This window comes from Prosthecobacter dejongeii, assembly GCF_014203045.1.
Lineage (GTDB): Bacteria > Verrucomicrobiota > Verrucomicrobiia > Verrucomicrobiales > Verrucomicrobiaceae > Prosthecobacter > Prosthecobacter dejongeii.
Genome location: NZ_JACHIF010000015.1, coordinates 1 through 22,598, shown reverse-complemented (window position 1 = coordinate 22,598; position 22,598 = coordinate 1). Strand labels below are relative to the sequence as shown.

Below are 22,598 nucleotides of genomic sequence, written 5' to 3'. Positions count from 1 at the left end.
CGGCAGTCCACAAAATGCGTTGACGGGAGGCCTGTCCGCATATAAACAACCGTTTATAAACACACGCTTCTTAAGAAGCAAAGGACATGTTACTCGACTATCTATCCCCAACCCCGCGTGAGCGCGACCCGGAGGCACGCAAAGGACGTATTCTGGCGGCGGCGGCGGTGGTGTTTGGGAAGGCGGGGTTTGCCGCAGGGAGTGTGCGGGAGATCAGCCGGAGGGCGCGGGTTAATGTGGCTTCGATCAATTACTACTTCGGCAGCAAGGAGGGGCTTTACCGGGAGGTGCTGCTGGCGGCGCATGAGCAGGTGCTGCGCTCTGAGCCGTCGCCACGGCTGACGGCGAAGGGCGATGCCCGTGAGGCGCTGGGGCGATGGATTGATTTCTGCCTGCGTTTCGTTCTCCTGAAGCGTGCCTCGCATCCAGTGCTTGGGAAACTGATGGCGCATGAGATGCGGCAGCCGACGGCGGCGCTGAATGATCTGGTGAAGCGAGTGATGGAGCCGATTTTCGCGGACTTGAAGCGCATCGCCGCCGCCGAGCGCCTCGTCACCGCGCGGAATGCCGACATCGGAGTCGCCACCGCCGCCTACTTCCCCGCCGTGCGCCTTACCGGCACCGGCGGCTTTCTCAGCAAAGACGTGGACACCTTGCTCAATGCCGACAGCCGCGTCTGGAGCATCGGCCCCAGCATCAGCGTGCCTCTCACCGGCTGGGCCGTCATCCACTTCAACGTCAAGCGCCAGAAAGCCGCCCGCGAAGAAGCCATCGCCAACTATCGCCAATCCGTGCTCAGCGCCATCAACGACGTCGAGATCAGCCTCACCCAGATCCGCCAGCGAGCCGAGCAAGCCACTGCCGTCGGCGACGCCCTCGCCCAATCCACCAAAGCCACCGACCTCATCCGCGCCGCCTACGAACGCGGTGCCCTCAGCTACCTCGAACTCCTCGACGCCGAGCGCACCCGCCTCCAAGCCGAACTCGCCACCGCCCGCATCGCCGCCCAGCGCCACCTCGCCACCGTGCGGCTCATCAAAGCGCTCGGTGGAGGGTGGTGAAGTCAGCTTTCGCTAGTCATTGCACCTCTGTTCTTTAAACCCTAAACATCATGAGCAAAGCCTTGCTGCGATCAGGAGTCGTTGTCCTTCTTTTGTGCGTCGGTTTTTTTGCCGTCTGGACGCTTTGGCAGCGGTCGGAACAGGAATCTCATCAGGAGGGTTTGATCAGTGGCAACGGACGTGTCGAGGCTACCGAGATCGACATCGCCACCAAGATGGCAGGCCGGGTGAAGGAGGTGCTGGTGGATGAGGGGGATCTTGTGAAGGAGGGACAGGTGCTGGTGCGGATGCAGGTGGATGTGCTGGAAGCGCAACTTCAAGAGGCCCAGGCGCAACTGCGGCAGGCGCAGAACAGCATCATCACGGCCAAGGCTCAGGTGACTGCCCGCAAGAGTGACAAGATGGCGGCCGAGGCGGTCGTCATCCAACGCGAAGCCGAGCAGGACTCCGCCGAGAAGAGGGCGGCGCGAACGAAGGTGCTTTCCACCCAGCGGGCAGTTTCCACCCAGGACCTGGAGGACGATGAAGCCCGCATGAAAAGCGCCAAGGCAACGGTGGCTGCCGCGAAGGCGCAGGTGCTGGCAGCCCAGGCGGCCATTGAAGCTTCGGAGGCCCAGGTGGTAGGGGCGGAGTCGCAGGCGGAGGCGGTGCAGGCCACCATCTCGCGGATCAAGGCTGATATTGAAGACTGTTCTCTGAAAGCTCCGCGAGACGGCCGGGTGCAGTATCGGATCGCCCAGCCTGGGGAGGTGCTGGGCGTGGGTGGCAAGGTGCTGAGCCTGGTGGACTTGGGTGACGTGTATCTGACCTTTTTTGTGCCGGAGACGGCTGCGGGGAAGCTGGAGATCGGCGGAGAGACACGACTGATCCTCGACGCGGCGCCGCAGTTTGTGGTGCCAGCCAAGATTTCATTTGTGGCGAGTGTCGCGCAGTTCACGCCGAAGACGGTGGAGACGATGAGCGAACGGCAAAAACTGATGTTTCGCGTCAAAGCGCAGATCGACCGGACGCTGCTCCAGAAGCATCTGCAAAAGGTGAAGACGGGGCTGCCTGGAGTCGCCTGGGTAAAGCTCGATGGGCAGGCTCCTTGGCCGGTGTCACTCGCCATCAAGCTGCCTGAATGAAAGTGGAGTCTCCAGTGGCTACACTGCGGAGTGTAAGCCTGAACTATGGCAGGAAACTGGCGCTCAATGCCGTGGATCTCGATATTCCGTCCGGACGGATGGTAGGGCTGATCGGCCCTGACGGAGTGGGCAAATCGAGCCTGCTTTCCCTCATCGCCGGTGCCCAGACGGTGCGCGGGGGACAGGTCACGGTGCTGGGAGGTGAGATGACAGATGCGGGGCACCGCCACCGCATCTGCCCGCGCATCGCCTACATGCCCCAGGGGCTGGGCAAGAACCTGTATGCAAGCCTTTCCATCGAAGAGAATCTCCAGTTTTTCGCCAGGCTCTTCGGCCATGGTAAAGATGAGCGGCGCAGACGGATTGACGAACTCACCGGGCGCACGGGCCTGAAGCCCTTTCTGGACCGTCCGGTGAGGAAGCTCTCCGGCGGCATGAAGCAGAAGTTGGGCATTTGCTGTGCACTGATCCATGATCCTGAGCTGCTGATCCTCGACGAGCCGACGACAGGAGTGGACCCGCTGTCCCGCCGCCAGTTCTGGGACTTGATCGCCAGCTTCAGACACGAAAGCCCAGGCATGAGCGTGATCGTGGCCACCGCCTACATGGAGGAGGCGGAGGGCTTTGACTGGCTGGTGGCGATGGATGACGGACGGATACTGGCGGAAGGCCCTCCGGAGGAACTGCACCACCGGACGGGCACGGCCTCCTTGGAGGAAACCTTCATCGCCCTGCTGCCCGAGGCCAAGAAGCGTCTCCACCAACCTGTGACCCTCACTCCGCTGGTCGAACCAGACCATGAGGAGATCGCCATCGAGTCGAAGGGACTGACCTGCCGCTTTGGCGAGTTCACGGCTGTGGACCATGTGGATTTCCGCATCCGGCGCGGGGAGATCTTCGGCTTCCTGGGCTCAAACGGCTGCGGCAAGACGACAACGATGAAAATGCTTACCGGACTGCTGCCTGCAAGCGAGGGCAAGGCCTGGTTGTTCGGCAAAGAGGTGGACACCCGCCATATGGACGCAAGAAGGCGCGTGGGTTACATGTCCCAATCGTTCTCACTCTACACCGAGCTGGACGTGCGGCAGAATCTGGAGCTTCACGCCAGGCTCTTCGCCGTGCCTGGTCGGGAATTACCTGCGCGTGTGGACGAAATGGCAGCACGCTTTGGCCTCACAGAGGTCATGGATGCCATGCCGCCCTCGCTGCCGCTGGGCATGCGTCAGCGGCTCTCGCTCGCAGTGGCAATGATTCACAAGCCCGAGCTGCTGATCCTCGACGAGCCAACCTCTGGAGTGGACCCCGTCGCGCGTGATCAGTTCTGGCGGCTGATGATCCAACTGTCGCGGCGGGACAAGGTGACGATCTTCATCTCCACCCATTTCATGAACGAGGCAGAGCGCTGCGACCGCATCTCGCTGATGCACGGCGGAAAGGTGCTCGTGAGCGGCACACCACTTGAACTTGTGCGGGACTCGGGCACGGACTCCCTGGAAGCGGCGTTCATCCAGCATCTGGAACGCGTCACGCCAACAGCAGGCCAGGCAGGCCCATCTGCTCCTGCGGAAGAATGTGTTTCCCCGGCAAAGCCCCGCGGAACACTCCGAGCCAGTGTGGAACGGGCTGTCAGCTACTCATGGCGCGAGGGGCTGGAACTTCGCCGTGATCCTGTCCGCGCGGCGCTGGCGCTTCTGGGGACGATCCTCCTCATGTTCATCATGGGCTACGGCATCAGCATGGACGTGGAAGACCTGTCTTACGCCGTGCTGGACCTTGACCAGACCGGCCTCAGCCAGAGCTATGCATTGAACCTCTCCGGCTCGCGCTATTTTGTCGAACGTCCCCCCATAACCAGCCAGGCGGACATGGAAAACAGGCTGCGCTCCGGGGAGCTGGCGCTGGCTCTGGAGATCCCGCCCGGTTTTGCCCGCGATTTGCAACGCGGCGCATCGGTGGAAATCGGTGCCTGGGTGGACGGCTCCATGCCGCAGCGGGCGGAGACCATCGTCGGCTATGTGCAGGGCATGCATCAAGGCTGGCTCGCCGAAGTGGCAAGACAGCGCCTCGGACAAAACTCCTCCAACGCAGGATGTGCCATCGAAACGAGGTTCCGCTACAATCCGGATGTGCGGAGCCTCCCCGCCATGGTGCCGGCAGTCATCCCCATGCTGCTGTTGATGATACCAGCCATGCTCGCCGCGCTGTCCGTGGTGCGGGAAAAAGAGCTGGGCTCCATCGTCAATCTCTATGTCACCCCAGTCACGCGGAGCGAGTTTCTGCTTGGCAAACAGATGCCTTATGTGCTGCTGGGAATGCTGAACTTCCTCCTCATGTCTCTGCTGGCCGTCACCGTGTTTGACGTTCCGATCAAAGGCAGCTTTGCCACACTGGCCGCCGCAGCGTTCATCTTCATCGTGTTTTCCACCGGACTTGGTTTGCTGGCCTCCGCATTCACCCGAAGCCAGATCGCCGCCATGTTCATCACGATGGTCGGCACGATGATCCCCACGGTTCAATACGCCGGGTTGATCAATCCGGTCTCATCGCTGGAAGGAGCCGGGGCGGCCATCGGGCGCATCTATCCCGCCACCCATTTCCTCATCATCAGCCGGGGCGTGTTCAGCAAGGCCCTCACCTTCACCGACGTGCAGCCCTCTTTCCTGCCGATGGTCCTGGCGGCAATGGTCGTCATGCTGCTTGCCATCGCATCCGTGAAAAAACAGGGGAACATGCCATGAGCCGCGCCGCCAACATCTACCGGCTTGGAATCAAGGAACTGTGGAGCCTTGCCCGCGATCCCGTCATGCTGGTGCTCATCGCCTTCACCTTCACGGTCATGATCTACGTGGCCGCCACGGCGATGCCCGAGCAACTGCACCACGCCCCCATCGGCATCGTTGACGAGGACAAATCCCAGCTCTCCTCCCGCATCATCTCCGCCTTTCATCCGCCGCGCTTCATCCCCACGACTGACCTCGACATTGCGCAGATGGACACTGAACTCGACGCCGGTCACCAGACTTTCGTCATCAACATCCCTCCCGATTTTCAGCGTGACATGCTCGCCGGACGCGCCCCTGCCATCCAGCTCAACGTGGACGCCACACGCATGAGCCAGGCCTTCACCGGCAGTGGCTACATCCAGCAGATCATTCAGACCGAAGTGATGGAGTTCATGCAGAGGCACCGGGTTGTGCAGACCGCGCCGGTCACACTCGCGCTGCGCAACCGGTTCAATCCAAACCTGACACCCTCCTGGTTCGGAGCCCTCAACGAGCTGATCAACCTCATCACCATGCTCTCCATCATCCTCACGGGAGCCGCGCTGATACGCGAGCGCGAGCATGGCACCGTCGAGCACCTGCTGGTGATGCCCGTGACTCCTGGCGAGATCATGTTCGCCAAGATCTGGTCGATGGTGCTGGTCGTCGTGTGCGCCTCGTTTATTTCCCTCAAATTCGTCATCCAGGGAGCGCTCGAAGTGCCTGTTCAGGGTTCCCATGCTCTCTTTTTTGTCGGCGTGGTTCTGCACCTCTTCGCCACCGCGTCCATGGGCATCTACATGGCTACCGTGGCTCGAAGCATGCCTCGGTTCGGGCTCCTGATGATCATGACCCTCATCCCCCTCGAAATGCTCTCAGGCGGCATCACCCCCTCTGAAAGCATGCCTGAGATCGTCCAGCACCTGATGCAGGCCGCTCCCACCACTCATTTCGTATCGCTAAGCAAAGCCATTCTCTTCCGAGGAGCAGGCATCGAAGTGGTGTGGCAGTCACTCATGGCCCTCTTGCTCATCGGTATCGTGCTCTACATCCTGGCGCTCGGTCGTTTTAGAAAAACGATCAACACAATGGAATGAACGGCACGCGGCATGACTCATCGCATTAATGATCGCGTGCTGGTTACAATCTGTAAAAGTAAGTGATGTATTCGACAGCTTCCAGGAGGAGCTGATCCTCGGTAGAGCGCACGTCTTCCGCGTTCAATCAAGGTTCCTTGAGCGTTCGGGGCGATGACCGTCTGACCAAGATTGAATTTCGATCATGTTTTCATGTTCTTTTCCTCCTGTGAAAAAGTGGTTTCGCTTGTGAAACCCTTAACCACCTGACTTTCCCCAGCCGGAGCTTGGAAGGCGACAGTCAATCCGCAGGACTTGAGGAGGAGTTCGGGGAGGGTCCAAAGGAGGGTGCCCTTCAGGGACAGCCTTTGGAGGCCCCGAAAGCTCCTTGACGGTCGCCGTAAGCGCGAGGCGATCCCCAAGAGGCATGGAGAAAGCAAAGCGTCGTAAAGCCTCGCAATTCACCGACCTGGAAAGGCTGCCCAAAGAAGCGGACAGCGGGGGGAACGTGGTGGAGCTGATCCGATTGGGGCAGCCTTTTGAGAGAGCTATTGTTCGGGGAGTGCAGCCCTGGGGCGATCCATAAACGAAGTCGAAGCGGAGCTGGAACGAAGTGTTGGAGCGTCTTGGGGCAAGCTCAGAGGTGCGGAGCCTGATCCAATGGCTTTAGGCGGTCGCCAGGACGGCTGAGGGCCAGCGGATGGGGCCGTTTTGACGACGGCCTGACATTTCCTGTGAGTGGTGGTCGCCGGTGGCCGCGATTGTGCGGCGGACGACGAGAGGTGGCCTGGCTGGTGAAACTCGGGGCGTTGCGGGGTGTCCCCGCTAGAAAGGGTAGCTGCGCACGGCGTAGCAGCGAGGGGAAGGCCTTCCCCATCCATATATTGATACATTTTTACCACCGTTGACATTAAATAATGTAATATTGTATAATCGGTTCATGAAAACAAAACTGCCCAAAGAGATTCGTCCTCTTGCCAACAAGGGCGTTTTCCGTGCTCGGGATCTGGGTCCGATTGGAATTCCCCGCTATCGGCTCAAGCAACTGGTGGACAGTGGAATGCTCATGAAGATGGGTCGAGGCCTCTACATGGCGCTGGATGCCGATGTGACGGAACATCATTCTCTGGTGCAGGTAGCTGCCAAAAGTCCAAAAGCCGTGGTCTGCCTTCTGAGCGCTCTACGATTTCACGGGCTGACCACAGAAAACCCGGAGGTCGTCTATGTGCTGCTTCCAAAGGGTGTTAAGGAGCCGCGAAACGTGAGCCTTCAGCTCGATGTCACCCGAGCCACTGGCGATGGCTATTCGTTTGGCATCGAGGAGCACTTCATCGAAGGGGTCAAAGTTCGGGTCAGCAGCCCTGCCAAGACAGTCGCGGACTGCTTCAAATATCGAAACAAAGTCGGCTCCGCAGTAGCCGTTGAGGCGCTAAGGGATGCCTGGAAGAAAAAGAAGGCAAGCGCTGACGAGCTATGGCAGGCTGCCAAGGCGTGCCGGATGATGAACATCATGCGGCCGTATTTTGAAATGATGGTCACATGAAGAACAAAAGTCCCCTCAAAAACGTTGCTGCATCGGTCCGCGCCCGGTTGCTCAACGTGATGACTGAGAGGGGCCAAGACTTCAATTCGCTGCTCGTGCGCTATGCCATCGAGCGGCTGCTGTTCCGTCTGGCGACCTCAAAATACCGGACTCAGTTCATCCTCAAAGGGGCCATGCTTTTTACGGCCTGGCAACACGTCCCCCATCGCGTCACCAAAGATGTGGATCTGCTGGGCTTTGGTGATTCTTCCCCAGATGCTTTGAAGGCAATCTTTGCCGAGATCTGCGTCGAGCCTGTCGAGGATGATGGTGTCGTGTTTGATCCTGCTTCAATCGAGGCTGAGCCGATACGAGCAGAGGAAGAGTATGTTGGCGTTCGGGTGACGTTTCAGGGGTTGCTTGGAACTGCGCGTCTCAACGTCCAGGTGGACGTGGGCTTCGGAGACGGCTTTGCCGTCGAGCCAGTGATGCTGCAAATCCCCTCTTTGGTCGGAATGCCGGCACCAGAAGTGCGGGCATACCGAATGGAAACCTCGATCTCTGAGAAGTTTGAAGCGTCGGTGAACCTGGGACTGCTGAACACAAGAATGAAGGACTACTTCGACTTGTGGCACCTGGCGCGAAACTTTGGTTTTGACGGTGAGAGCATCAGTGAGTCTATCCAAGCCACTTTCCAGCGGCGGAATACGCCATTGCCGACCGCTGCGCCGGTGGGCATGACAGAAGAGTTTTGGAGTGATGCGAAGCGCCAAGCCCTGTGGGTGGCGTTCTGTCGAAAATCAGTCCGCATCAATCCGTCACCGACGCTCGAAGAAGTCGTCACCTTTGTGAACACTTTCATTGTTCCACCTGCCCTGGCAGCAAGCCGAGGCGAAGCCTTTGCTCAAGAGTGGCAGCCCGGCGGGCCGTGGCGTCCCAAGTCATAGAGGCGTAGCCGCAACATCAAAAGAAAACGCCTCCCGGTGTGGGAGGCGTTGAGGAAGGCCCGAAGGCACCTTAGCGGTGCCCCTGAGCGATGATGTTGGAAAGCCACTGATTCAGGAAGGAGTTGAGTTCCTTCTTGGCGCGTGGGTTGATTTTTCCAGGCTCTGGATAGACCTGGCGATAGCCAAAGCAGTCCTGGTATGAGAGCGCTTCTGCCACTTGGCGGCTGGGATAGAGAGCCACTTCCATATCTGGGTCGGGAATCATGTCTCCCGAATCATGCTTGTAGTAGTGGCTCAGGGCGATGTGGCATCTGTCTTTGGCCGCATCCCAAGAGAGGATGTCAATGTTGAGGTCCATGAACCCTTCCGCCTTGAGTTTTTTGGCCTCGAACTTCGGATCTGCCAGCTCTGGGACGATGCGAAGCAGCTTCTTGTAGATGGTTTCGTGTATCATTTTTTCTCCTGATTATGTTGTTTCTCCCGAAGGATTGAGGCGCTCGGAGGCGGGGGCACGAAAAGAGCAGTCAAGCGTAGCAACACGGTTCAGCTTTGCTGAAGCCGACCGGAGGGAGGGACGGTGCGGGCCGCGAAGTTGACGGCTCTGTGCCTCTGCCAGACTCAATCCAACCAGGAGGGAGAAAGATTCAGGAGAAGAGTCAGCGAAACCTCAAGAAGCAGTCCTGTGAGTCATGCTGGCAGACTCTCGAAGTTGCCGGGCGGAAACGGGTTCATGCTTTAATCATCCGAACGAAGCGGCCATCTATGGGTGAGCCCTGAGCGTGAATGATTCGGTGATTCCCGCTGGACTGTGGCTCTCCCAGCAAGACGGAGAAGCGCGGCTTGGGACTGCTGGGGTCGTCGTGGTTTGGCCTGGAAGGAGCAATCCGCCAATTCTCAACTCCTTGGCTGGCTTTCCTCATCGCTGCTGGCCGCGTTGGTGCCTGAAACGGGGCTGGAGAGCCTTCCACACTGGGAGGCCTATTTAGATGGGGCGTTGCGGGGTGTCCCCGCTGGAAGGGGTAGCTGCGCACAGCGTAGCAGCGAGGGGAAGGCTTTCCCCACCCAAGCAGTCTTTTTGCTGTTTTTCTGTGTCAAATGACGATACCAAAGACGTTCACGAATTCACCCCGATGATTGAAGCCCTCCTCCAGCTCTATGCTCCCTCAGATGTCGAGAAGGCCTTTTTGTTGTTTGGTGCAACCTGCGGCCCCTGTGCCTTCGCCGCATTCTTGAGAAAAGAGGTCCTGGAAGTCCGCCATTACTTTCCGTCGTTTCCAGAGAGACAATACACCAACCTGCCGATGATGACCAAGGCGCTAGCCTCTGCGGGAATCCGGTGGGAAAAAGTCACTCAATGGCCCAATCAAGGCCTGGTCTTGATCTCTGGACCCGAAAAATATCACTCCCGTCATTGGGTCGCGACCGTGGGAGAGTTTGTTTATGAAGTGTCGCTGGACACTTGGCTTCCAAAAAAACTCTGGGAACGGGACTACCTTCCCGAGCTGGCAAAGCGGCATCAATCCAAGGCGGGCGACTGGCGCGTTGAAGCAGGTCTGGAGCTGAGTGCGTTTTCTCAGTTGGATTTGCCCTTGCTATGCCGCTAGCGGCACCGCTGCTGCCGGCATCGGCAAGCGAAGCTTCCGACGCAACTTCAGTTCCCTGGAGTCGATGTTTTGCTGGAGGAGATCCGCAAGGTCCTCGTGGACGGCCATCTTCACAGATTGCTCCGCTGAATGAGAGTCCACCCGCCGCCGGTGGAGAGTTTTTATGAACGAGGTAGCATCCGTCACCGTGAACGAGCCGGGGAAGGCTTTGAGAAGCTGGGAGGCGTATTTGGTTCCGCCAACAGCAACCAAGTGAAGTGGGCGCCCTATGGCGTCCCGAAGTTCAACAAGGCGCTCGATGTAGCGATGAGCCTTGTCTTCTTTGAGCAGGCCTGTCTGAAACTCCATGGCGATCGCATGAACGTTTGGCTGATCTCGCAGAACAGTTTTCCATTGTTCCCAGTCGTGATCTGTCTCCGCGTAAACGTGTGGCATGACGGCGGCTCCAGCCGCCGAGAGGGCTTCTGAAAAGTGGTGAATCCTGGCGATGCTCACCATGGTCTGTGGCCGTGGAGCATTAGAAAAAACGGAGAAGTTTGGTGTCGTCACTCCATCGAGTCCAAGCCGTGCCAAGCGTTCGGCAACCTGGGCACGTTCGCCCCACCACTTTTCAAGGAGATGGTCACGCGCTACCCCAAGGCCAATCACGCGGGTGGATTCTTCCAGTTTGAAGATTTTGCGAAGCTCGCTTGGCCCGTCGCCTGGCTTGGTTTCAGCCAGCAGGCTCTTGATACTGATTGAAACGCATTCAGCGTGCAGCGGCCGTGAACGGCGCGAACCGTGGTAAATCTGAGGAGCAAACAAAGACCAGTTGGAGGCCCGAGGGGACACCAGTTTCGTCACCGGCTTGTAGGTAAGGCTCTTCACCTCGCCCACCATCATGGTGAAGCGGGCCTCGTTATTGGGGCAGGCAAAAGGGCAGTTGCCGTGCTTATCGCGGCACTGACCGCAACGAAGCATGCAGGTATATTCGGCCTCTCCATCTTTGACCAGGCCTCCGCAGCGAGGCCGCAAAACACATTCGTGGCAGGGTGTCATGAGAACTTAATTGGCGGAGTTGGGTTTCTGATTTTGAGGGGCCTTCACCACAATATCGGCGGTGTCATCCAGGGGGCAGGGATCGGAGACAATTTCAGCCAGGTGAAACTCGGTCGAATCATCTTGGGGAAGGCATTCCAGCAAATCTGCGGCGGCTTCTGGCATGAGAGCGCCAATGCGCTTGAGCTGTTTGAGAACCTTCACTCCGCCTCCCTCTTCTTTGTAGAGGAGCACCTGGTCACCGGCCTTGATGTCACCCGAACTCACATCGACCTGGCAGCGAAAGCGCATGGTGGCATCCTTGGGCACCAAGTGAGAGAACAGGTCGCCATCTGTGGAGATCTGCTCTTGACGCAGCCGTTCCCTGGCTTGCAGCGCCAACAACTTGTTCTTCTGCTGGTATTCATATCCCATATTCGACCTCCTTGAACTCGAGTGAGTAGCGCCAGAATTTGCCGTCCTTGGCCCGGCTTACCATGTGCCGTTGGTAAAGCTCTGAGAGTCTGTTGTTCCAGGCCGTGAGGCCGATTCGGTCATCGGGAAAAGCCTTCCAAAGATCCTCCGCGACGACATCCTTTTTCAGGGAAACAAGGCAGTCGAGAGCGCGGACAAGCTGCTGGTCCAGGTGTCCAAGCAGCCGCACGCGGCCCACTTGGTCCCCTTTCCAAGACATGGCTTCAAGGCATGGGAGACGCTCCTTTTTGAAGTAGAGGTCGATTTCTTCGCGGACTTCACCTGAAAGGTGGGCCGCGAAAACGGCACGAAGCGGCAGCGGACGGATTTCCCATGGATCAAGCGGTGGCGTTTGGGGCTGGGTTTCCCCTGCCCTGGCTGCGATCCCGCAGCGAGTCATCCATGCCACCGAAGCACGAACGTAACTGCCGTTGACGGCCTCGATACCTTTATAGTCGAGCATCACTTGAACAAGGCCTGTCTGGCTGCGGATTGACTCCAAAACGCCCTGCATGTCCGCCTGGGCGCGAGTAGCCCCGAACCGGATCGGGTTCTTGTCGCGGAGCAATGAGTGAGTGGTCATGATTTCAATCATTCACTCACTTTCTAATCTGAGCAAAGACTTTTTTCAGATTCTACATTCCACTGAGAGCTGGAGTCCTGGCGTTGGGTGCAAGCTCGCCGTTTGCGGCTCAATGCGGCCAATCTCTCCCTCGATGCTGAAAACCCCGTCTCCGCTCCGGACGCGCACCAGTCCGTTGTAGCTAGCCAGCGCAATAAACAGATCGTTGTATCCCTGCCCTGCTCCTTGATTCACGCGGCGTGAAGCTTTGTTTCGGCAGATCAAGTCCAGGGCCTTACGACTGCTGGAAAGCCCGGCATACTCAGGATTTGAAGAGAGGGATTGCAGCGCACCAATCCCGATATCTGCTATCGTGAAGGACACTTCTTTGGGTCTCACCTGATAAGCCACAATGCCGTTCAGCTCCCGCACGGTTCCAAAAACGCTGTGCTGTATGATGTTGTCGGCCATGTCGGCAAACGCCGAGGCCATTCCCTTGTGAAAACCGTCTGGGAAGCCGTTTCTGAGAAGTGCCGATTTGAGCCTTTGGAGGACTTGACCCCAGTCCTCACCTTCCAAGCTATCCGCGCCACGGACGGGAAAGAAAGCCTCATCGACGGCATCCCAAGGACGCCAAGGGTTGTTCGGTCTGCCACCTTCAAACAATCTCCAAGCCTCAGCAAAAAGCCGATTCGCAAGGAACTGTTGATGAGGGTTTTGGGGCTTCGTCGTTCCATCGAAGAGCCAGGCTGCCAACTCCATCGCGGCACCAAGAGACAGGTCTTCAACTTTGGACTCGACAGCTCGCCCCTGCCGCAGGGCATTCACGAGATTGTCGATGTTCTTCAAATCGATCCGCATCAGGGAAACGGTGCCCCTGAGGTAAGAATTTAGCTAGGCTTTTTTGTCTGTGCCTTTGATGGCTTGCTCAAAGAACTCAATGACATCCGCATCTTGGAAACGGCGGACTCTCTTCCAGGTCTCGCGAGGAATTGGCCATGAGAAGAAGTCTCGAATGTCTTCTTCCAGGGCCTCAGGCTTCTGGTAGATGCCCAGCTTGTGCGACTTGAACGTGATAACGATGTGATTGATCACGAACTGGATAAACCGCAGTTCCCTGGTGGTCGGCGGTGCAGCCTTCAAATCCACCTTTGAATCAAAGACTCGGGACAATTCAGCGTGTTGGTCATAGAGACTCCAGATCTGCCGGTGCCCCTCGGTAATCCGAATGAGAATATCCGCCTTCCTCGTCCGCATGTCAGCGCGATAAGCGAGCGCTGCAAAGCAAAGGCTTCCGATGATTCCAACGCTTTCTACTGTCTGCCCATATTGATCAAAAAACCACCGCACGTGCTGCCACATGCGGTGGTTGTATCACAAGCCTTGTGGTTTGCGGTAGATCTCAACTGAGGGGAATCGCCGACCTGGCATCGAGCAAAATCCGCCGAGGCAGTCTGATGATTCTTTCGTCGGGGCCGCACCCGGCCGTTGGCGGCAAGGCTCCGACCAATTCTGTGATGTCGGGGCCAATCACTGCGAAGTCTCCCCCCTCAATCTCCCAGATGTCGGGGCAACCGTTGGCAGAAGAAGTTTGTTGGCCGTTCGCGTGTGGGTCCGGGCCGATGCGATGGGTGAAGTTGATTTTCATATGTGTGTTTGGGCTTGTCTGGAATCCCAGACATGTTGTCTGGATTTCCAGACAATCGCAAGCGTTTTTGTGTATAGTGTCGGGGGCTCAAAATGGAAGCCCCTCGCAATATTGTCGGCCCGCAGGTGATGCGGATTCGCTCCACCAAAGGAATGTCTCAAAATGATCTGGCCGTAGCATGCCAGCTCGCAGGCTGGGACGTGTCCAGAGGCGTTATCGCTCGCATTGAAGGAGGCGTCCGATGGATTGCCGACTTCGAGTTGATTGAGCTGGCAAAGGCGCTGAAAGTTCCAATTCCAGAGCTTTATCCGCTAGGAACTGAACAGTATTTCAACAAGAAGAGCGAAGGTCACTGAGCCGTTTTTCCAGATTGAAAAGGAAGAGTTTAATATCGACGCTTGAGACACTCGCTTCACTGAACTCCATGTTCTCTAAAATTAAACAGCTCATCTCGAAAATGAGCGCTCCTCCGACCCAGGCTGATCAAGATGCTGCAAACATCGCGGTGTTTTTCAAGGACAACCACCTCTTCGACATCGAAAGAGCTTTCTGGAAGGAAGTTGAGAAAGCCGGGCTGGAACGCCCCATGGGTAACGTTTCCAGCGAAATCCTACAGCTTGGCCTAGCCTTTCCTGTGGCGGATTTTGCCCTGCGTTGGGGATTCTCGGCAGACGCAACAGCAAGGCTTATTGAGGAGGCTTTAAAGGCCACCAAATGGAAACGTAACTCCAAAGCTGCGCCGGGAGCTTCGACGGTCATCATCCCCCTGGTGAAAGCCATCGTAAAATCAAGGCAGCACATGAGTCGCGCCGATTTCGTTCAAGCCCTGTCGAACACCGACCTGAGCCAACTGGATGAAACAACCGGCATCAACGAGGTCCGGGACATCTACTATGGGCAGATCATGCCCCTAGCTCAATCGCTTCGACTCATCTCCAAACACAAAACGGACGACGATTCCTTCAAGCTTCAAGTGTGGCAGATGACCTGCACTTTAAGCTCCTGGTTCGCCAAGGACTTTGACCGTGAAAGATTCCTCTCACCCATTCCAAAGGGCGAGGTCTAGCGGCGGATCGAAGGGTCTTGATCTCTCCAGTTCGTCGAATAGTCAGGCCCAAGCGTTTGACGCTGGAATTGCCAAATCTCTTGCTTGGCATCGACCGCCTGACGGTGATTGGATTCAATCAGATCGGCGAACACCTGGGGGTTTCCCTTTTGAGCCAGATCCACGGCTTGGAGATAGTTCGCCTGATCCACGCCTGGCCTCTGTGCCCTGCCCAGAAAAATATCCATCTGGGCCTCCAAGGCCAGTCGGTTCACGGTGCTATTGTGATCCTTAAAAAGCTCGATGCCCTCGCATCTGGCAGTGTGAGCGGCCAACGCTATCAACCGTTGCTGGCTGTTATCGGTGCCCATGTCCTTGATCATCTGCCGACATGACTCTTCATACTTGAGGGCCTGCGCTTCATCCTCAATATAGCCACCACCGTTTTGTAGGTCCCTACACAGAGTCTTGTGAACTTGCTTCAAGTCTTCCAAGCTAGGTGGCCACGTTCCTTTATTGGTTAACCATTCATAGCTGTCCTGCGCGTTCTCATTTAGACGCTCGGTGAACTTTTCAGCCGTCATCTGCGGGTCGATCAGGCCACGCTCGCGCGTGTTCTCAAAATTACGCAACTCATCGAGTGTCTTCTGGTGATTGGTGATCGTGAACATGGATGTAGAGATATTTTAGTTCGCGTTTCTTCGTTTCCATTCTGCAACAACTTCTTCCAAAGTAGCTTCGCCGTATACATAGTTCAGATGTTGAGCGACTCCGAGAAGACATCTATAGTTTTCTGGATCGTTGTCGTGGACATCAAAAGCGCCCGACCAAAAAAGAGCTAGCAGGGCATCCTTCCTTTCTTTGTAGCCAGTAACTCGCTGGAACAGCCTTTGGTCTTTTCGGAAAGCTTCTCTCCAAGTATCAACATCAGGATAATTTTTGAGCTGTGGTTCATCACCCAAACCAAACTTCTGCCTCAGCTCCTTCTCTTTTTTTTCTCGATTCGCCCACACAGGATCATTCGGCAAATTCAGGATAAATTCTGCCGGATCTTTTTCCCACGTTGGCTCTTTTTTCTTTTCGTCGCTCATAGCACCAAGGTTATGAATCGCTTCGCAAATCTGTTGCACAAAATCTACCGAACTCTCCTTCTCATTTCAGGCACTCCACCAGCATCGAGCGCTTCTAAAAGCTTCTGATAAATTTTTGTCGCACTCGTTTCATTGGGGTCGATTACTTGAGGTTTTTTGAATATCTCATTGAGCCTCACTTCCAGCTGGAGCCAACAACCTAGCGCCCCGGCAGCTAGAAGGATCCATGTGTTCTCCTTGGAAGCAGTAACAGCCATGCCTGTTGCAACAAAACAACCCACGATAAGTAGGGATTGTCTCATAAGATATGCAACAATCCCTGGATCTCCAGCTTCCAAGGCGGAGCGCTGTCGATCTGACAGAATGACGGCTTTGGTCTTAATGTCTGAAGCATCCTCAACGGACTGGTTCCAGCGCATTAGCAGGGCGGGGTTGTCAGGCTTCATCACCCAATCATGAACCGAAAACTCGTCGCCGGAGCTGTTTTGAAAAACTACAGAATACACCTCTCCTGGGGATTTGATCATGTAGTAGACGGACCCACCTAGGCCGATCAAAAGAGCCAGCAGCGGTGCAAGCGAGTTAAAACACGCGGACAACAACCACCCTACCAAACAAGCCAACCCTATCCTGTAAAACAGGATGCGGTTGCCGCTCTTGATTTGTAGAGCCGCATCTTCACACACTTTTTGGAGCGCCAAAAGTTGACTGGCCGTCATGGCGTTAACCAGCTTAACCTCCAGGGTTTTATAGCGTTCTCGCGCTTGGTCGGTTGCTATCATTGTCTTGTTCTTGTGTTGTTCTCGCAATGGTCAGGGTAATGTAGAATCTCAGTGCCGAATATTCATCAATGGGTTGCCTTCCGGCGCCGCAGTTGCCTCGCGGGTTCGCCTGTTTCGATCTGCAATCAGAAATGCTGGAGCAATGGAAGGCAGGCTTCTTGTGTCTTCACCAGCGGTTTCCCAAGGCTGAAGTTCCATATCCAAGACCTTCCGAGGAATATAATTTAATTCGGCGTTTGCCTCAGGCTTCAGTCCATAAGCGTGATCTCCAAACAGTTCTTCGTGAGTCAGGAGAACTTTTTTCTCTGGGTAGTGCCCGTCCAAATCCTTTTTGTGCAAATGGTCTTCGACCACATAAACGCCCTCCATGCCTTTGTCGCTGCCGGCACGAGAGAAGAGGTAAAAATCAATGGGATAGAAGATGGGCTTTAGCGCCCATTTTGTCTGGGTGCTTTGGGAAAAGCCACCAGATTGGAGGCTTTGCCCTTTGCTGAGATCTCGCATTTCATCCTGGTCGATTGCCTCGGAAGCCCATTTTCTAGCGGCATGTGCGGTAGGGTTAAGATGAAGAAGCGCCAGATTTGCAGGGCACCCCAGCAGTTCCCTGGCCTCTTTTTCTCCATAAACGGCTTCCATACCGACAATATCCTGGAAGCCGAGCACAACAGCGCAATTCTTCGAACGAGCGCGGAGCAAAAGCGAATGAAGAGTGTTGAGCTTTCCAGCCTCGCGGATCTCATCCAAAAACAACCATGTTTGCTTCTTCTCTGATTCTGCGGGGGTTTGCGAATTGATCAACTGTGAGAGCTTGTCAAAGAAAAGACGGTTAATGATGTCCAGCTCTGACCTGGCGTTGTCGTCATTGCCGAGGACAACGATTTGTTCACCTTCAAGCCAACGCTTGATGCTAATTGACCTGCCCTCCTTTTGTGCCGCGTGCCAAGCGGCGGCAATGAACCGGAACCGATAGAGGTGAGAGTCGAGGGTGGATTTGATGTCGATCCAGGTCTGCTCTTTTTCCATCAGTCCCAGGAGCCATTTGGTGGGAGCGTGTGATTTGAGGATGTTCCTCAACACTTCCTGATCCTCACAAGCCAACAGAATGTGCCGGAAGGTCCATCTGCCTGGCTCCTTGTTCAAAAAGACCTCTATCACTCCGCGCAGAATACTTCGGGCTGTGTTGGTGAAGAATGGTTGTGAGTCTTTCTCTTTGGGAATCAAGAGGTTGGCTAGTTCAGTCGCTTCTTGTGGATACTGAACATCTGCGGCCATATCCCATGCAAAGCTTCGGGCATCGAATGGATTCATGAGAACGATCCTTTCTTCTGGAACTCCCATGCCCAGGAGGACAGAGATCATGTCCTTTTTCGAGTCATAGACCAGCGCTCTGCGCCCTGGGGCTGCACTAGTGCCAATCTGAGGTAGCACAGTCTGCATGAGTCTCCTGAGCAGAACGGTTTTTCCCGATCCAGTGGCCCCCATTACCAGAAAGTGCTCTCTTGCACGGCTCCAAGGCAAAAAATACTCACCCCACAAAAACGGGTAATCAGATGGGTCCCGTTTATCGGGCCTTGCCTGCGGATGTGGATTCATAGCTGAATTGAAATGTCAGTGGTTCGGGCGGAATTAGCCCGTTCAAGGTCTGGCTTTTGTATGGCTGCCACCGTTTGGAGAGAAGAGGCCAGTTCTTTTTGATGACTCGTGCTCATCGACTTCACCAACTGATTCATGTCGATACCTGCTTCCTGCGTGGTGGTAAAGATCCTCGTTGTTCCTCTCGCCCTTGATGCTTGGACATAAGACAACTCCCTGTCCTGCATTGCTTCATCTGTGAGAATAAAGGTGTTCTGCGTCGTCATGCCCTGACTTTTGTGAGTGGTAACGGCGTAGCCGAGCTTAACCGAGTCATAGTCTTCAAGAGGAACTTGGACCCTACGCCCATTGTCCAAAATGACATGAAGCTGGCTGAGCTGGCTTTCGACCTTGTCGATGGTTCCGATGGAGCCGTTCCGGATTCCTCTTGGCGCTGCGTTTTTGGTGAACAAAATTCGATCCCCTTGGTGAAACACTTCTCCGGCCGCTTTGACTGATTCGTCACCCAGATAACCCTGTTTTTTGCGCACAGCTTGGGCATCTCTATTCAGAATGACGGCGTCTTGATTTGTGCCTGTGAGAATCAAATTCTCCTGGGGCTTCTCAAGTCCGGCCACCTCCCAAGCCTTCAGCAGAACGCTTCGCGCTTGCGACTTGTCGTCAGTGATTGAAACTTGGCCCCTGCTGGCAAAGGCTTCCAAAGCACGGGATGCCACTCCATTTGCCATATCGAGCACGGCCTCCCTGGCCCAAGGTTCCTTTTGACGGATGATCTCAGTCATTCTGACATCACCCAGAAGATCCACGATGGCGGCAAATGGACCTCCGGCATCTACAGGTTGCAACTGCTTGGCGTCGCCGACCAAAACCAGTTTAGCCTTCGCTTTCTCAGCCTCTTTTATCAATCTGCTCATGTGCTTGGTTCCGACCATTCCAGCTTCATCCAGAATGAGAACTGTTTTTTCAGTGAGCAGATTTCTCTCTTTTTCGAGATCAAACAGGGCTTTGGCAATGGTGGAACTCTCAATTCCAGCCTCGGTGTTAAGTCCATCAGCCGCTTTGCCGGAAAGGGCTATTCCGCGCGGTATGAAGCCACTTTCCCTCCATATTTGAGCGGCAACTTTGAGCATGGTGGTTTTGCCTGTGCCTGCCATCCCAGAAACGGCAACGATGCTGCCCTTTCCTCGGGTAATGTGTTCAATCGCCCTTTTCTGCTCGTGTCGAAGGTGCGAATTCTCCTTGATGGCCTGATCCACCACCAGATCCCCAACCTGGTGCAGTGTGCCGTTGCGCGAATTGTCAGCTCTGGAAAGCATGTCTTTTTCCATTTCCAGTATTTCAGGGGTGGTGAAAAAGAGCTGGTCGCCTCTTCTCAAATGAACGGCGTTGTGCTCCAGATAGTCGCGAGTCGCCTTCCGAACATCATCGGCACCGATCCCTTTGCCTTGGGCTTCCTCGGCTACTTTGCGAACAAACTCGCGTTCTGAAAAGAAAGCCTGGTGATTGGTGATGTCTTCCAAAGCCTCTTTGAGTGCGAGAGCTTTCGCAACTTGGGGAGGGTCTCGATGTAGAAACGGCCTATCTTTAACGATGCTTTGAGCCTGCTCAGCGCCCCAGTTCATTTCCTTGCCTTTGACTTTCCATTCTTCAAACAACTCCTCACGGGCAATGTGCTGTTTGACGTGGCGCGTGTTGAGTGCTGCCATTTCGGAAGCCTTGGAACTTTGGAACCCAGATTGTGCCAAGGCTTCCTCGATTTCTTTTCGCCTAGTGGACCAGTGTTCTGTGAGGTTCTTGTCGATCCCCTTCACCTCGAACCATGAGCGAACACGCTCAATCTCGACGCCAAGTTTCTGCTGGAGCTGGGCGGCCAGCTCGGAGCGATACAAAGCACCAGCAGCCATTTTGTGCTGGTAAAACGGTTTGCTTTCAATGGTCCCGGTCGTGCCGTCATGTCGCACGGCCAGATTCATGAAAAGGGCGTGCGTATGAAGCTGGGGGTCCCCTGCTCTGCTGGTTCCGTGCTCAAAAAGCCCTACAACCAAACTGGCCTTTTCACGGATTGCTCCGGCTTTTCCGCGTCGAGTCCATCCAGCTTCATCTTCGAGATACTGGCAAGCTTTTCGGACTGCCTCCAGTTGGCATTCTCGGATTTTGGCCCCTGCCTCAGATGGCAGAAGTGACCAGAGAACGGAGACCGATTTGGGAGCCGAAAAAGTCAGATCCCATCCTGCTTGTCGGTTTTCCTGGCCAGCATTTTGGACAAGGGGCCGTCCTTTTGCGTCCAAGCCATCAAAGATTTTTGAGAAGACTTCTTTATCAATTTCACCTGAGAAGCCCAAAGCCTTGGCCCCCTCGCCGCACCAGACGCCAGGGGGTTCACCACCTTCCAGGTAGTAGTCTTCACGGGCAAGAGCTGTGTAGTAAGCCCCCTGACCTCCAGACATGGCAGAAACAGACAACATCTTCAGGCCTTCCTTGGTAGGTTGGATGGACGGCGAATTCGGTCATCTACCCACTGGCGAGCTTGCTCGGCCGTCAGTGGATGATTGTTACTGGCAGCCACCAGGAGTGCCTCAACAGCCAGGGCAAAATCCGAGCGGAAAACTTGGAACTCAGCGCGGAGCTGCTGAACCTCCTGATTGATGATTTCGTGCTCGTCTATCTTGGTCAAGACCAGCTCGCGGGCATACTCTCCAGAAGACAACCCTTCGGCTGATGCAAGCGCAGTCAAGCGTCGTTGCTTGTCATCGCTGAGTCGAAAAGCGATGGGAGTTGTTCGGTCTGTCTTGGGAGTTTTTGCCATAATTCTCCGTTTACATAAACACCGTTCTAAATTCAAGGGTTTAGCCTCAAACGTAAACAAGATGTTAACACGTTGGACACTGAAAATAAAGGGTTTTGTGAGTCTTTGTTTACATCGAAGGTGCATCGGGTGTGAGTTGTAGTTTGGGGGGCGTCGCCGTGCTGTAGTCGTCGGGATCTGGCGGCTGTGATGCGAGGCCGTTCGGGGGCCGAGCGGGCAGACCTGGGGTTGGGTTGTTGGTGCTCTGAGCTGGTCGTCTGGGTGGGTGCAGGCTGATGGGGTGGCGGTGGCCTGGCTTGAGGTTCTGAGCTGGTGGAGCTCGTTCGGGGCTTGGTGGCTGTGGGTTGTGTGAGTGCTTGTGGTCGAGGGCTGTCTGGGGTGGTTGGGCGGGTTGTGGCTGTCGGGGCATTGCAGGACATGGCCGGGAGGTGGCCGTAAAGGCCCCTGCCCGGTCACCTGACGGGTCATTCCAGGGGTTTGCCTGTCTCGGCTCCCAGAATGTAATCAGCGGCCTTCTGTGCCTCGCTGGCTGCCTGGACGAGCCACTTCTTGTGATCGGAGACCTTCAGGACATCCATCCAGCCTTTGAGGTAGGCAGCAGAGTTGTCGAAATCGTCCTCGATGATGCCGGCAGCGGCTCCAAGGTAGGCGGCTGTCATTTCTGCGACCAGCTCCTCGACGCCGTAGATTTTGGCAGCCTCCCCACTTGCGGCCATGCCGCGATTTTCCAGAAGGCTTTTTCGAGCTAGGCGCGACTGGTGGCCGGTGCTGTGCCCCAGCTCGTGGAACATGGTTTTGTAGAATCGCCACTCGGCGCGAAACGTCTCCCGGCTGGGCATTTCGACGGCATCCTCTGCCGGAACGTAACACGGAGTCGCTTTGCGGCCTTCAAAGATGCTCGGCGGGTTGGGCATCTCGGCCACAATCTGGCGGGCTGCTTCTGCCTGTTGGGACTCGGTGAACGTGTCGCACTTGGGCGGCTCCGGAAACTCGATGCCCTCAATCTGGCAGGCATTAAAAACCGTGTAGAGCTTCAAGAACTGGCGTTTCTCGGTGGCCTGTTCCTGGCTTCCATCGTCTGCCGTTTTGGTCTGGCCTTCCAGGTCCTTTGTCCAGGTTCCAAGCTTCACGATGGGGCATCCTTTTTCACCCTTCTTCACATTGCCGCCCAGTTCTTTGGCCTGGATGAAGGTCAAAAAGTAGGGGCTTTGATACTCCATGGAGCCGAGCAAAAAGACGTTAATTCCTCGGTAGTAGTTGCCCGTTGAAAAGTTCCTCGGGAACCCAACGCGGGCAATGCTTGGCGACTGCCAGGGCACCACCCCAGCGGCCAGCTTTTCAAGAATCCTGGCCGTGACGACTTCATAAACATCAAGGCGCGGATCTTGAGATGTCCCCCGCCCTGCTACTGCTTGCCTTCCGTATCCGCTTCCATTCTGCCGAGATGTTTCGGCTCTACCCTCAAACATTCCACCCTCCACAAA

23 protein-coding genes are annotated in these 22,598 nt (G+C 55.9%); 9 read left to right on the top strand and 14 right to left on the bottom strand.

Going from position 1 to position 22,598, the window contains the following annotated elements; translation table 11 throughout:
• The first annotated feature begins 86 nt into the window (after positions 1 to 86).
• The 6 genes from HNQ64_RS23540 (at position 87) to HNQ64_RS23515 (ending at position 8,492) form a co-directional block, all read left to right on the top strand.
• Positions 87 to 1,061, top strand: coding sequence for a CerR family C-terminal domain-containing protein (locus HNQ64_RS23540; RefSeq protein WP_184213284.1), 975 nt, complete (start codon positions 87 to 89; stop codon positions 1,059 to 1,061).
• 50 nt (positions 1,062 to 1,111) lie between these two features.
• On the top strand, positions 1,112 to 2,185 hold the full coding sequence (locus HNQ64_RS23535; protein WP_184213282.1) for an HlyD family secretion protein: 1,074 nt from the start codon (positions 1,112 to 1,114) through the stop codon (positions 2,183 to 2,185).
• Positions 2,182 to 4,923, top strand: coding sequence for a ribosome-associated ATPase/putative transporter RbbA (gene rbbA, locus HNQ64_RS23530; protein ID WP_184213280.1), 2,742 nt, complete (start codon positions 2,182 to 2,184; stop codon positions 4,921 to 4,923). Before HNQ64_RS23535 ends, rbbA begins: the two co-directional genes overlap by 4 nt.
• On the top strand, positions 4,920 to 6,044 hold the full coding sequence (locus HNQ64_RS23525; protein ID WP_184213278.1) for an ABC transporter permease: 1,125 nt from the start codon (positions 4,920 to 4,922) through the stop codon (positions 6,042 to 6,044). The genes rbbA and HNQ64_RS23525 overlap by 4 nt, the downstream gene beginning before the upstream one ends.
• 919 nt (positions 6,045 to 6,963) lie before the next feature.
• On the top strand, positions 6,964 to 7,566 hold the full coding sequence (locus tag HNQ64_RS23520) for a type IV toxin-antitoxin system AbiEi family antitoxin domain-containing protein (protein WP_184213276.1): 603 nt from the start codon (positions 6,964 to 6,966) through the stop codon (positions 7,564 to 7,566).
• Positions 7,563 to 8,492 (top strand): nucleotidyl transferase AbiEii/AbiGii toxin family protein, encoded by a 930-nt coding sequence (locus HNQ64_RS23515; protein WP_184213274.1) that lies wholly within the window; start codon positions 7,563 to 7,565, stop codon positions 8,490 to 8,492. Before HNQ64_RS23520 ends, HNQ64_RS23515 begins: the two co-directional genes overlap by 4 nt.
• A 70-nt stretch (positions 8,493 to 8,562) precedes the next feature.
• Here the strand turns inward: HNQ64_RS23515 and HNQ64_RS23510 are convergent, their stop codons facing one another.
• Positions 8,563 to 8,946, bottom strand: a complete 384-nt coding sequence (locus tag HNQ64_RS23510) for a DUF1249 domain-containing protein (RefSeq protein ID WP_184213272.1) — start codon at positions 8,944 to 8,946, stop codon at positions 8,563 to 8,565.
• Positions 8,947 to 9,622: 676 nt separating this feature from the next.
• On the opposite strand from HNQ64_RS23510, the gene HNQ64_RS23505 reads away from it, so the two are divergent.
• Positions 9,623 to 10,096, top strand: coding sequence for a hypothetical protein (locus HNQ64_RS23505; protein ID WP_184213270.1), 474 nt, complete (start codon positions 9,623 to 9,625; stop codon positions 10,094 to 10,096).
• Here the strand turns inward: HNQ64_RS23505 and HNQ64_RS23500 are convergent.
• From HNQ64_RS23500 to HNQ64_RS23475, 6 genes are all read right to left on the bottom strand, one after another.
• Positions 10,085 to 10,978 carry a DUF4417 domain-containing protein gene (locus HNQ64_RS23500; RefSeq protein WP_184213268.1) on the bottom strand — a complete coding sequence of 298 codons (894 nt, stop codon included), beginning with the start codon at positions 10,976 to 10,978 and terminating at the stop codon, positions 10,085 to 10,087. The two genes, HNQ64_RS23505 and HNQ64_RS23500, sit on opposite strands and share 12 nt — an antisense overlap.
• A gap of 162 nt (positions 10,979 to 11,140) precedes the next feature.
• Complete coding sequence (locus HNQ64_RS23495) at positions 11,141 to 11,548, bottom strand: hypothetical protein (protein ID WP_184213266.1); 408 nt, start codon at positions 11,546 to 11,548, stop codon at positions 11,141 to 11,143.
• Positions 11,538 to 12,170, bottom strand: a complete 633-nt coding sequence (locus HNQ64_RS23490; RefSeq protein WP_184213264.1) for a hypothetical protein — start codon at positions 12,168 to 12,170, stop codon at positions 11,538 to 11,540. Before HNQ64_RS23490 ends, HNQ64_RS23495 begins: the two co-directional genes overlap by 11 nt.
• Before the next feature lie 45 nt (positions 12,171 to 12,215).
• The gene (locus tag HNQ64_RS23485) at positions 12,216 to 13,010 is read right to left on the bottom strand and encodes a hypothetical protein (protein ID WP_184213262.1); all 795 of its coding nucleotides are present in this window, start codon (positions 13,008 to 13,010) and stop codon (positions 12,216 to 12,218) included.
• A gap of 33 nt (positions 13,011 to 13,043) precedes the next feature.
• Positions 13,044 to 13,406: a hypothetical protein gene (locus HNQ64_RS23480; RefSeq protein ID WP_184213260.1), complete on the bottom strand. Its 363-nt coding sequence runs from the start codon at positions 13,404 to 13,406 to the stop codon at positions 13,044 to 13,046.
• Positions 13,407 to 13,551: 145 nt separating this feature from the next.
• On the bottom strand, positions 13,552 to 13,797 hold the full coding sequence (locus HNQ64_RS23475) for a hypothetical protein (RefSeq protein ID WP_184213258.1): 246 nt from the start codon (positions 13,795 to 13,797) through the stop codon (positions 13,552 to 13,554).
• A gap of 92 nt (positions 13,798 to 13,889) precedes the next feature.
• On the opposite strand from HNQ64_RS23475, the gene HNQ64_RS23470 reads away from it, so the two are divergent.
• Both HNQ64_RS23470 and HNQ64_RS23465 read left to right on the top strand, forming a co-directional pair.
• Positions 13,890 to 14,153 carry a helix-turn-helix domain-containing protein gene (locus tag HNQ64_RS23470; protein ID WP_184213256.1) on the top strand — a complete coding sequence of 88 codons (264 nt, stop codon included), beginning with the start codon at positions 13,890 to 13,892 and terminating at the stop codon, positions 14,151 to 14,153.
• A 14-nt stretch (positions 14,154 to 14,167) separates the two neighbouring features.
• A complete protein-coding gene (locus HNQ64_RS23465) occupies positions 14,168 to 14,863 on the top strand; it encodes a hypothetical protein (RefSeq protein ID WP_221305554.1) in 696 nt (231 codons plus the stop codon).
• Here the strand turns inward: HNQ64_RS23465 and HNQ64_RS23460 are convergent.
• The 7 genes from HNQ64_RS23460 to HNQ64_RS23430 form a co-directional block, all read right to left on the bottom strand.
• Complete coding sequence (locus HNQ64_RS23460) at positions 14,860 to 15,513, bottom strand: hypothetical protein (protein WP_184213252.1); 654 nt, start codon at positions 15,511 to 15,513, stop codon at positions 14,860 to 14,862. The genes HNQ64_RS23465 and HNQ64_RS23460 overlap by 4 nt on opposite strands.
• Positions 15,514 to 15,528: 15 nt before the next feature.
• Positions 15,529 to 15,933, bottom strand: a complete 405-nt coding sequence (locus tag HNQ64_RS23455) for a hypothetical protein (protein ID WP_184213250.1) — start codon at positions 15,931 to 15,933, stop codon at positions 15,529 to 15,531.
• Positions 15,934 to 15,977: 44 nt separating this feature from the next.
• A complete protein-coding gene (locus HNQ64_RS23450; protein WP_184213248.1) occupies positions 15,978 to 16,715 on the bottom strand; it encodes a hypothetical protein in 738 nt (245 codons plus the stop codon).
• A gap of 48 nt (positions 16,716 to 16,763) precedes the next feature.
• Positions 16,764 to 18,308 carry a type IV secretory system conjugative DNA transfer family protein gene (locus tag HNQ64_RS23445; RefSeq protein WP_184213245.1) on the bottom strand — a complete coding sequence of 515 codons (1,545 nt, stop codon included), beginning with the start codon at positions 18,306 to 18,308 and terminating at the stop codon, positions 16,764 to 16,766.
• Positions 18,305 to 20,773: a MobF family relaxase gene (gene mobF / locus HNQ64_RS23440; protein ID WP_184213243.1), complete on the bottom strand. Its 2,469-nt coding sequence runs from the start codon at positions 20,771 to 20,773 to the stop codon at positions 18,305 to 18,307. The genes HNQ64_RS23445 and mobF overlap by 4 nt, the downstream gene beginning before the upstream one ends.
• Positions 20,774 to 20,775: 2 nt before the next feature.
• Entirely contained in the window at positions 20,776 to 21,114 is a 339-nt protein-coding gene (locus HNQ64_RS23435) for a hypothetical protein (RefSeq protein WP_221305553.1), read from the bottom strand.
• A gap of 464 nt (positions 21,115 to 21,578) precedes the next feature.
• Positions 21,579 to 22,598 (bottom strand): ArdC family protein (locus tag HNQ64_RS23430; protein ID WP_221305552.1); only part of this gene is annotated, 1,020 nt, incomplete at its 5' end.

Coding starts and splice junctions, on each gene's coding strand:
- HNQ64_RS23485 (WP_184213262.1), bottom strand. CDS start 13,010: ATGCGGATCGATTTGAAGAACATCGACAATCTCGTGAATGCCCTGCGG.
- HNQ64_RS23520 (WP_184213276.1), top strand. CDS start 6,964: ATGAAAACAAAACTGCCCAAAGAGATTCGTCCTCTTGCCAACAAGGGC.
- HNQ64_RS23445 (WP_184213245.1), bottom strand. CDS start 18,308: ATGAATCCACATCCGCAGGCAAGGCCCGATAAACGGGACCCATCTGAT.
- HNQ64_RS23505 (WP_184213270.1), top strand. CDS start 9,623: ATGATTGAAGCCCTCCTCCAGCTCTATGCTCCCTCAGATGTCGAGAAG.
- HNQ64_RS23450 (WP_184213248.1), bottom strand. CDS start 16,715: ATGATAGCAACCGACCAAGCGCGAGAACGCTATAAAACCCTGGAGGTT.
- HNQ64_RS23455 (WP_184213250.1), bottom strand. CDS start 15,933: ATGAGCGACGAAAAGAAAAAAGAGCCAACGTGGGAAAAAGATCCGGCA.
- rbbA (WP_184213280.1), top strand. CDS start 2,182: ATGAAAGTGGAGTCTCCAGTGGCTACACTGCGGAGTGTAAGCCTGAAC.
- HNQ64_RS23495 (WP_184213266.1), bottom strand. CDS start 11,548: ATGGGATATGAATACCAGCAGAAGAACAAGTTGTTGGCGCTGCAAGCC.
- HNQ64_RS23500 (WP_184213268.1), bottom strand. CDS start 10,978: ATGATGGTGGGCGAGGTGAAGAGCCTTACCTACAAGCCGGTGACGAAA.
- HNQ64_RS23475 (WP_184213258.1), bottom strand. CDS start 13,797: ATGAAAATCAACTTCACCCATCGCATCGGCCCGGACCCACACGCGAAC.
- HNQ64_RS23540 (WP_184213284.1), top strand. CDS start 87: ATGTTACTCGACTATCTATCCCCAACCCCGCGTGAGCGCGACCCGGAG.
- HNQ64_RS23470 (WP_184213256.1), top strand. CDS start 13,890: ATGGAAGCCCCTCGCAATATTGTCGGCCCGCAGGTGATGCGGATTCGC.
- HNQ64_RS23525 (WP_184213278.1), top strand. CDS start 4,920: ATGAGCCGCGCCGCCAACATCTACCGGCTTGGAATCAAGGAACTGTGG.
- HNQ64_RS23490 (WP_184213264.1), bottom strand. CDS start 12,170: ATGACCACTCACTCATTGCTCCGCGACAAGAACCCGATCCGGTTCGGG.
- HNQ64_RS23515 (WP_184213274.1), top strand. CDS start 7,563: ATGAAGAACAAAAGTCCCCTCAAAAACGTTGCTGCATCGGTCCGCGCC.
- HNQ64_RS23510 (WP_184213272.1), bottom strand. CDS start 8,946: ATGATACACGAAACCATCTACAAGAAGCTGCTTCGCATCGTCCCAGAG.
- HNQ64_RS23435 (WP_221305553.1), bottom strand. CDS start 21,114: ATGGCAAAAACTCCCAAGACAGACCGAACAACTCCCATCGCTTTTCGA.
- HNQ64_RS23460 (WP_184213252.1), bottom strand. CDS start 15,513: ATGTTCACGATCACCAATCACCAGAAGACACTCGATGAGTTGCGTAAT.
- HNQ64_RS23480 (WP_184213260.1), bottom strand. CDS start 13,406: ATGCGGACGAGGAAGGCGGATATTCTCATTCGGATTACCGAGGGGCAC.
- HNQ64_RS23535 (WP_184213282.1), top strand. CDS start 1,112: ATGAGCAAAGCCTTGCTGCGATCAGGAGTCGTTGTCCTTCTTTTGTGC.
- mobF (WP_184213243.1), bottom strand. CDS start 20,773: ATGTTGTCTGTTTCTGCCATGTCTGGAGGTCAGGGGGCTTACTACACA.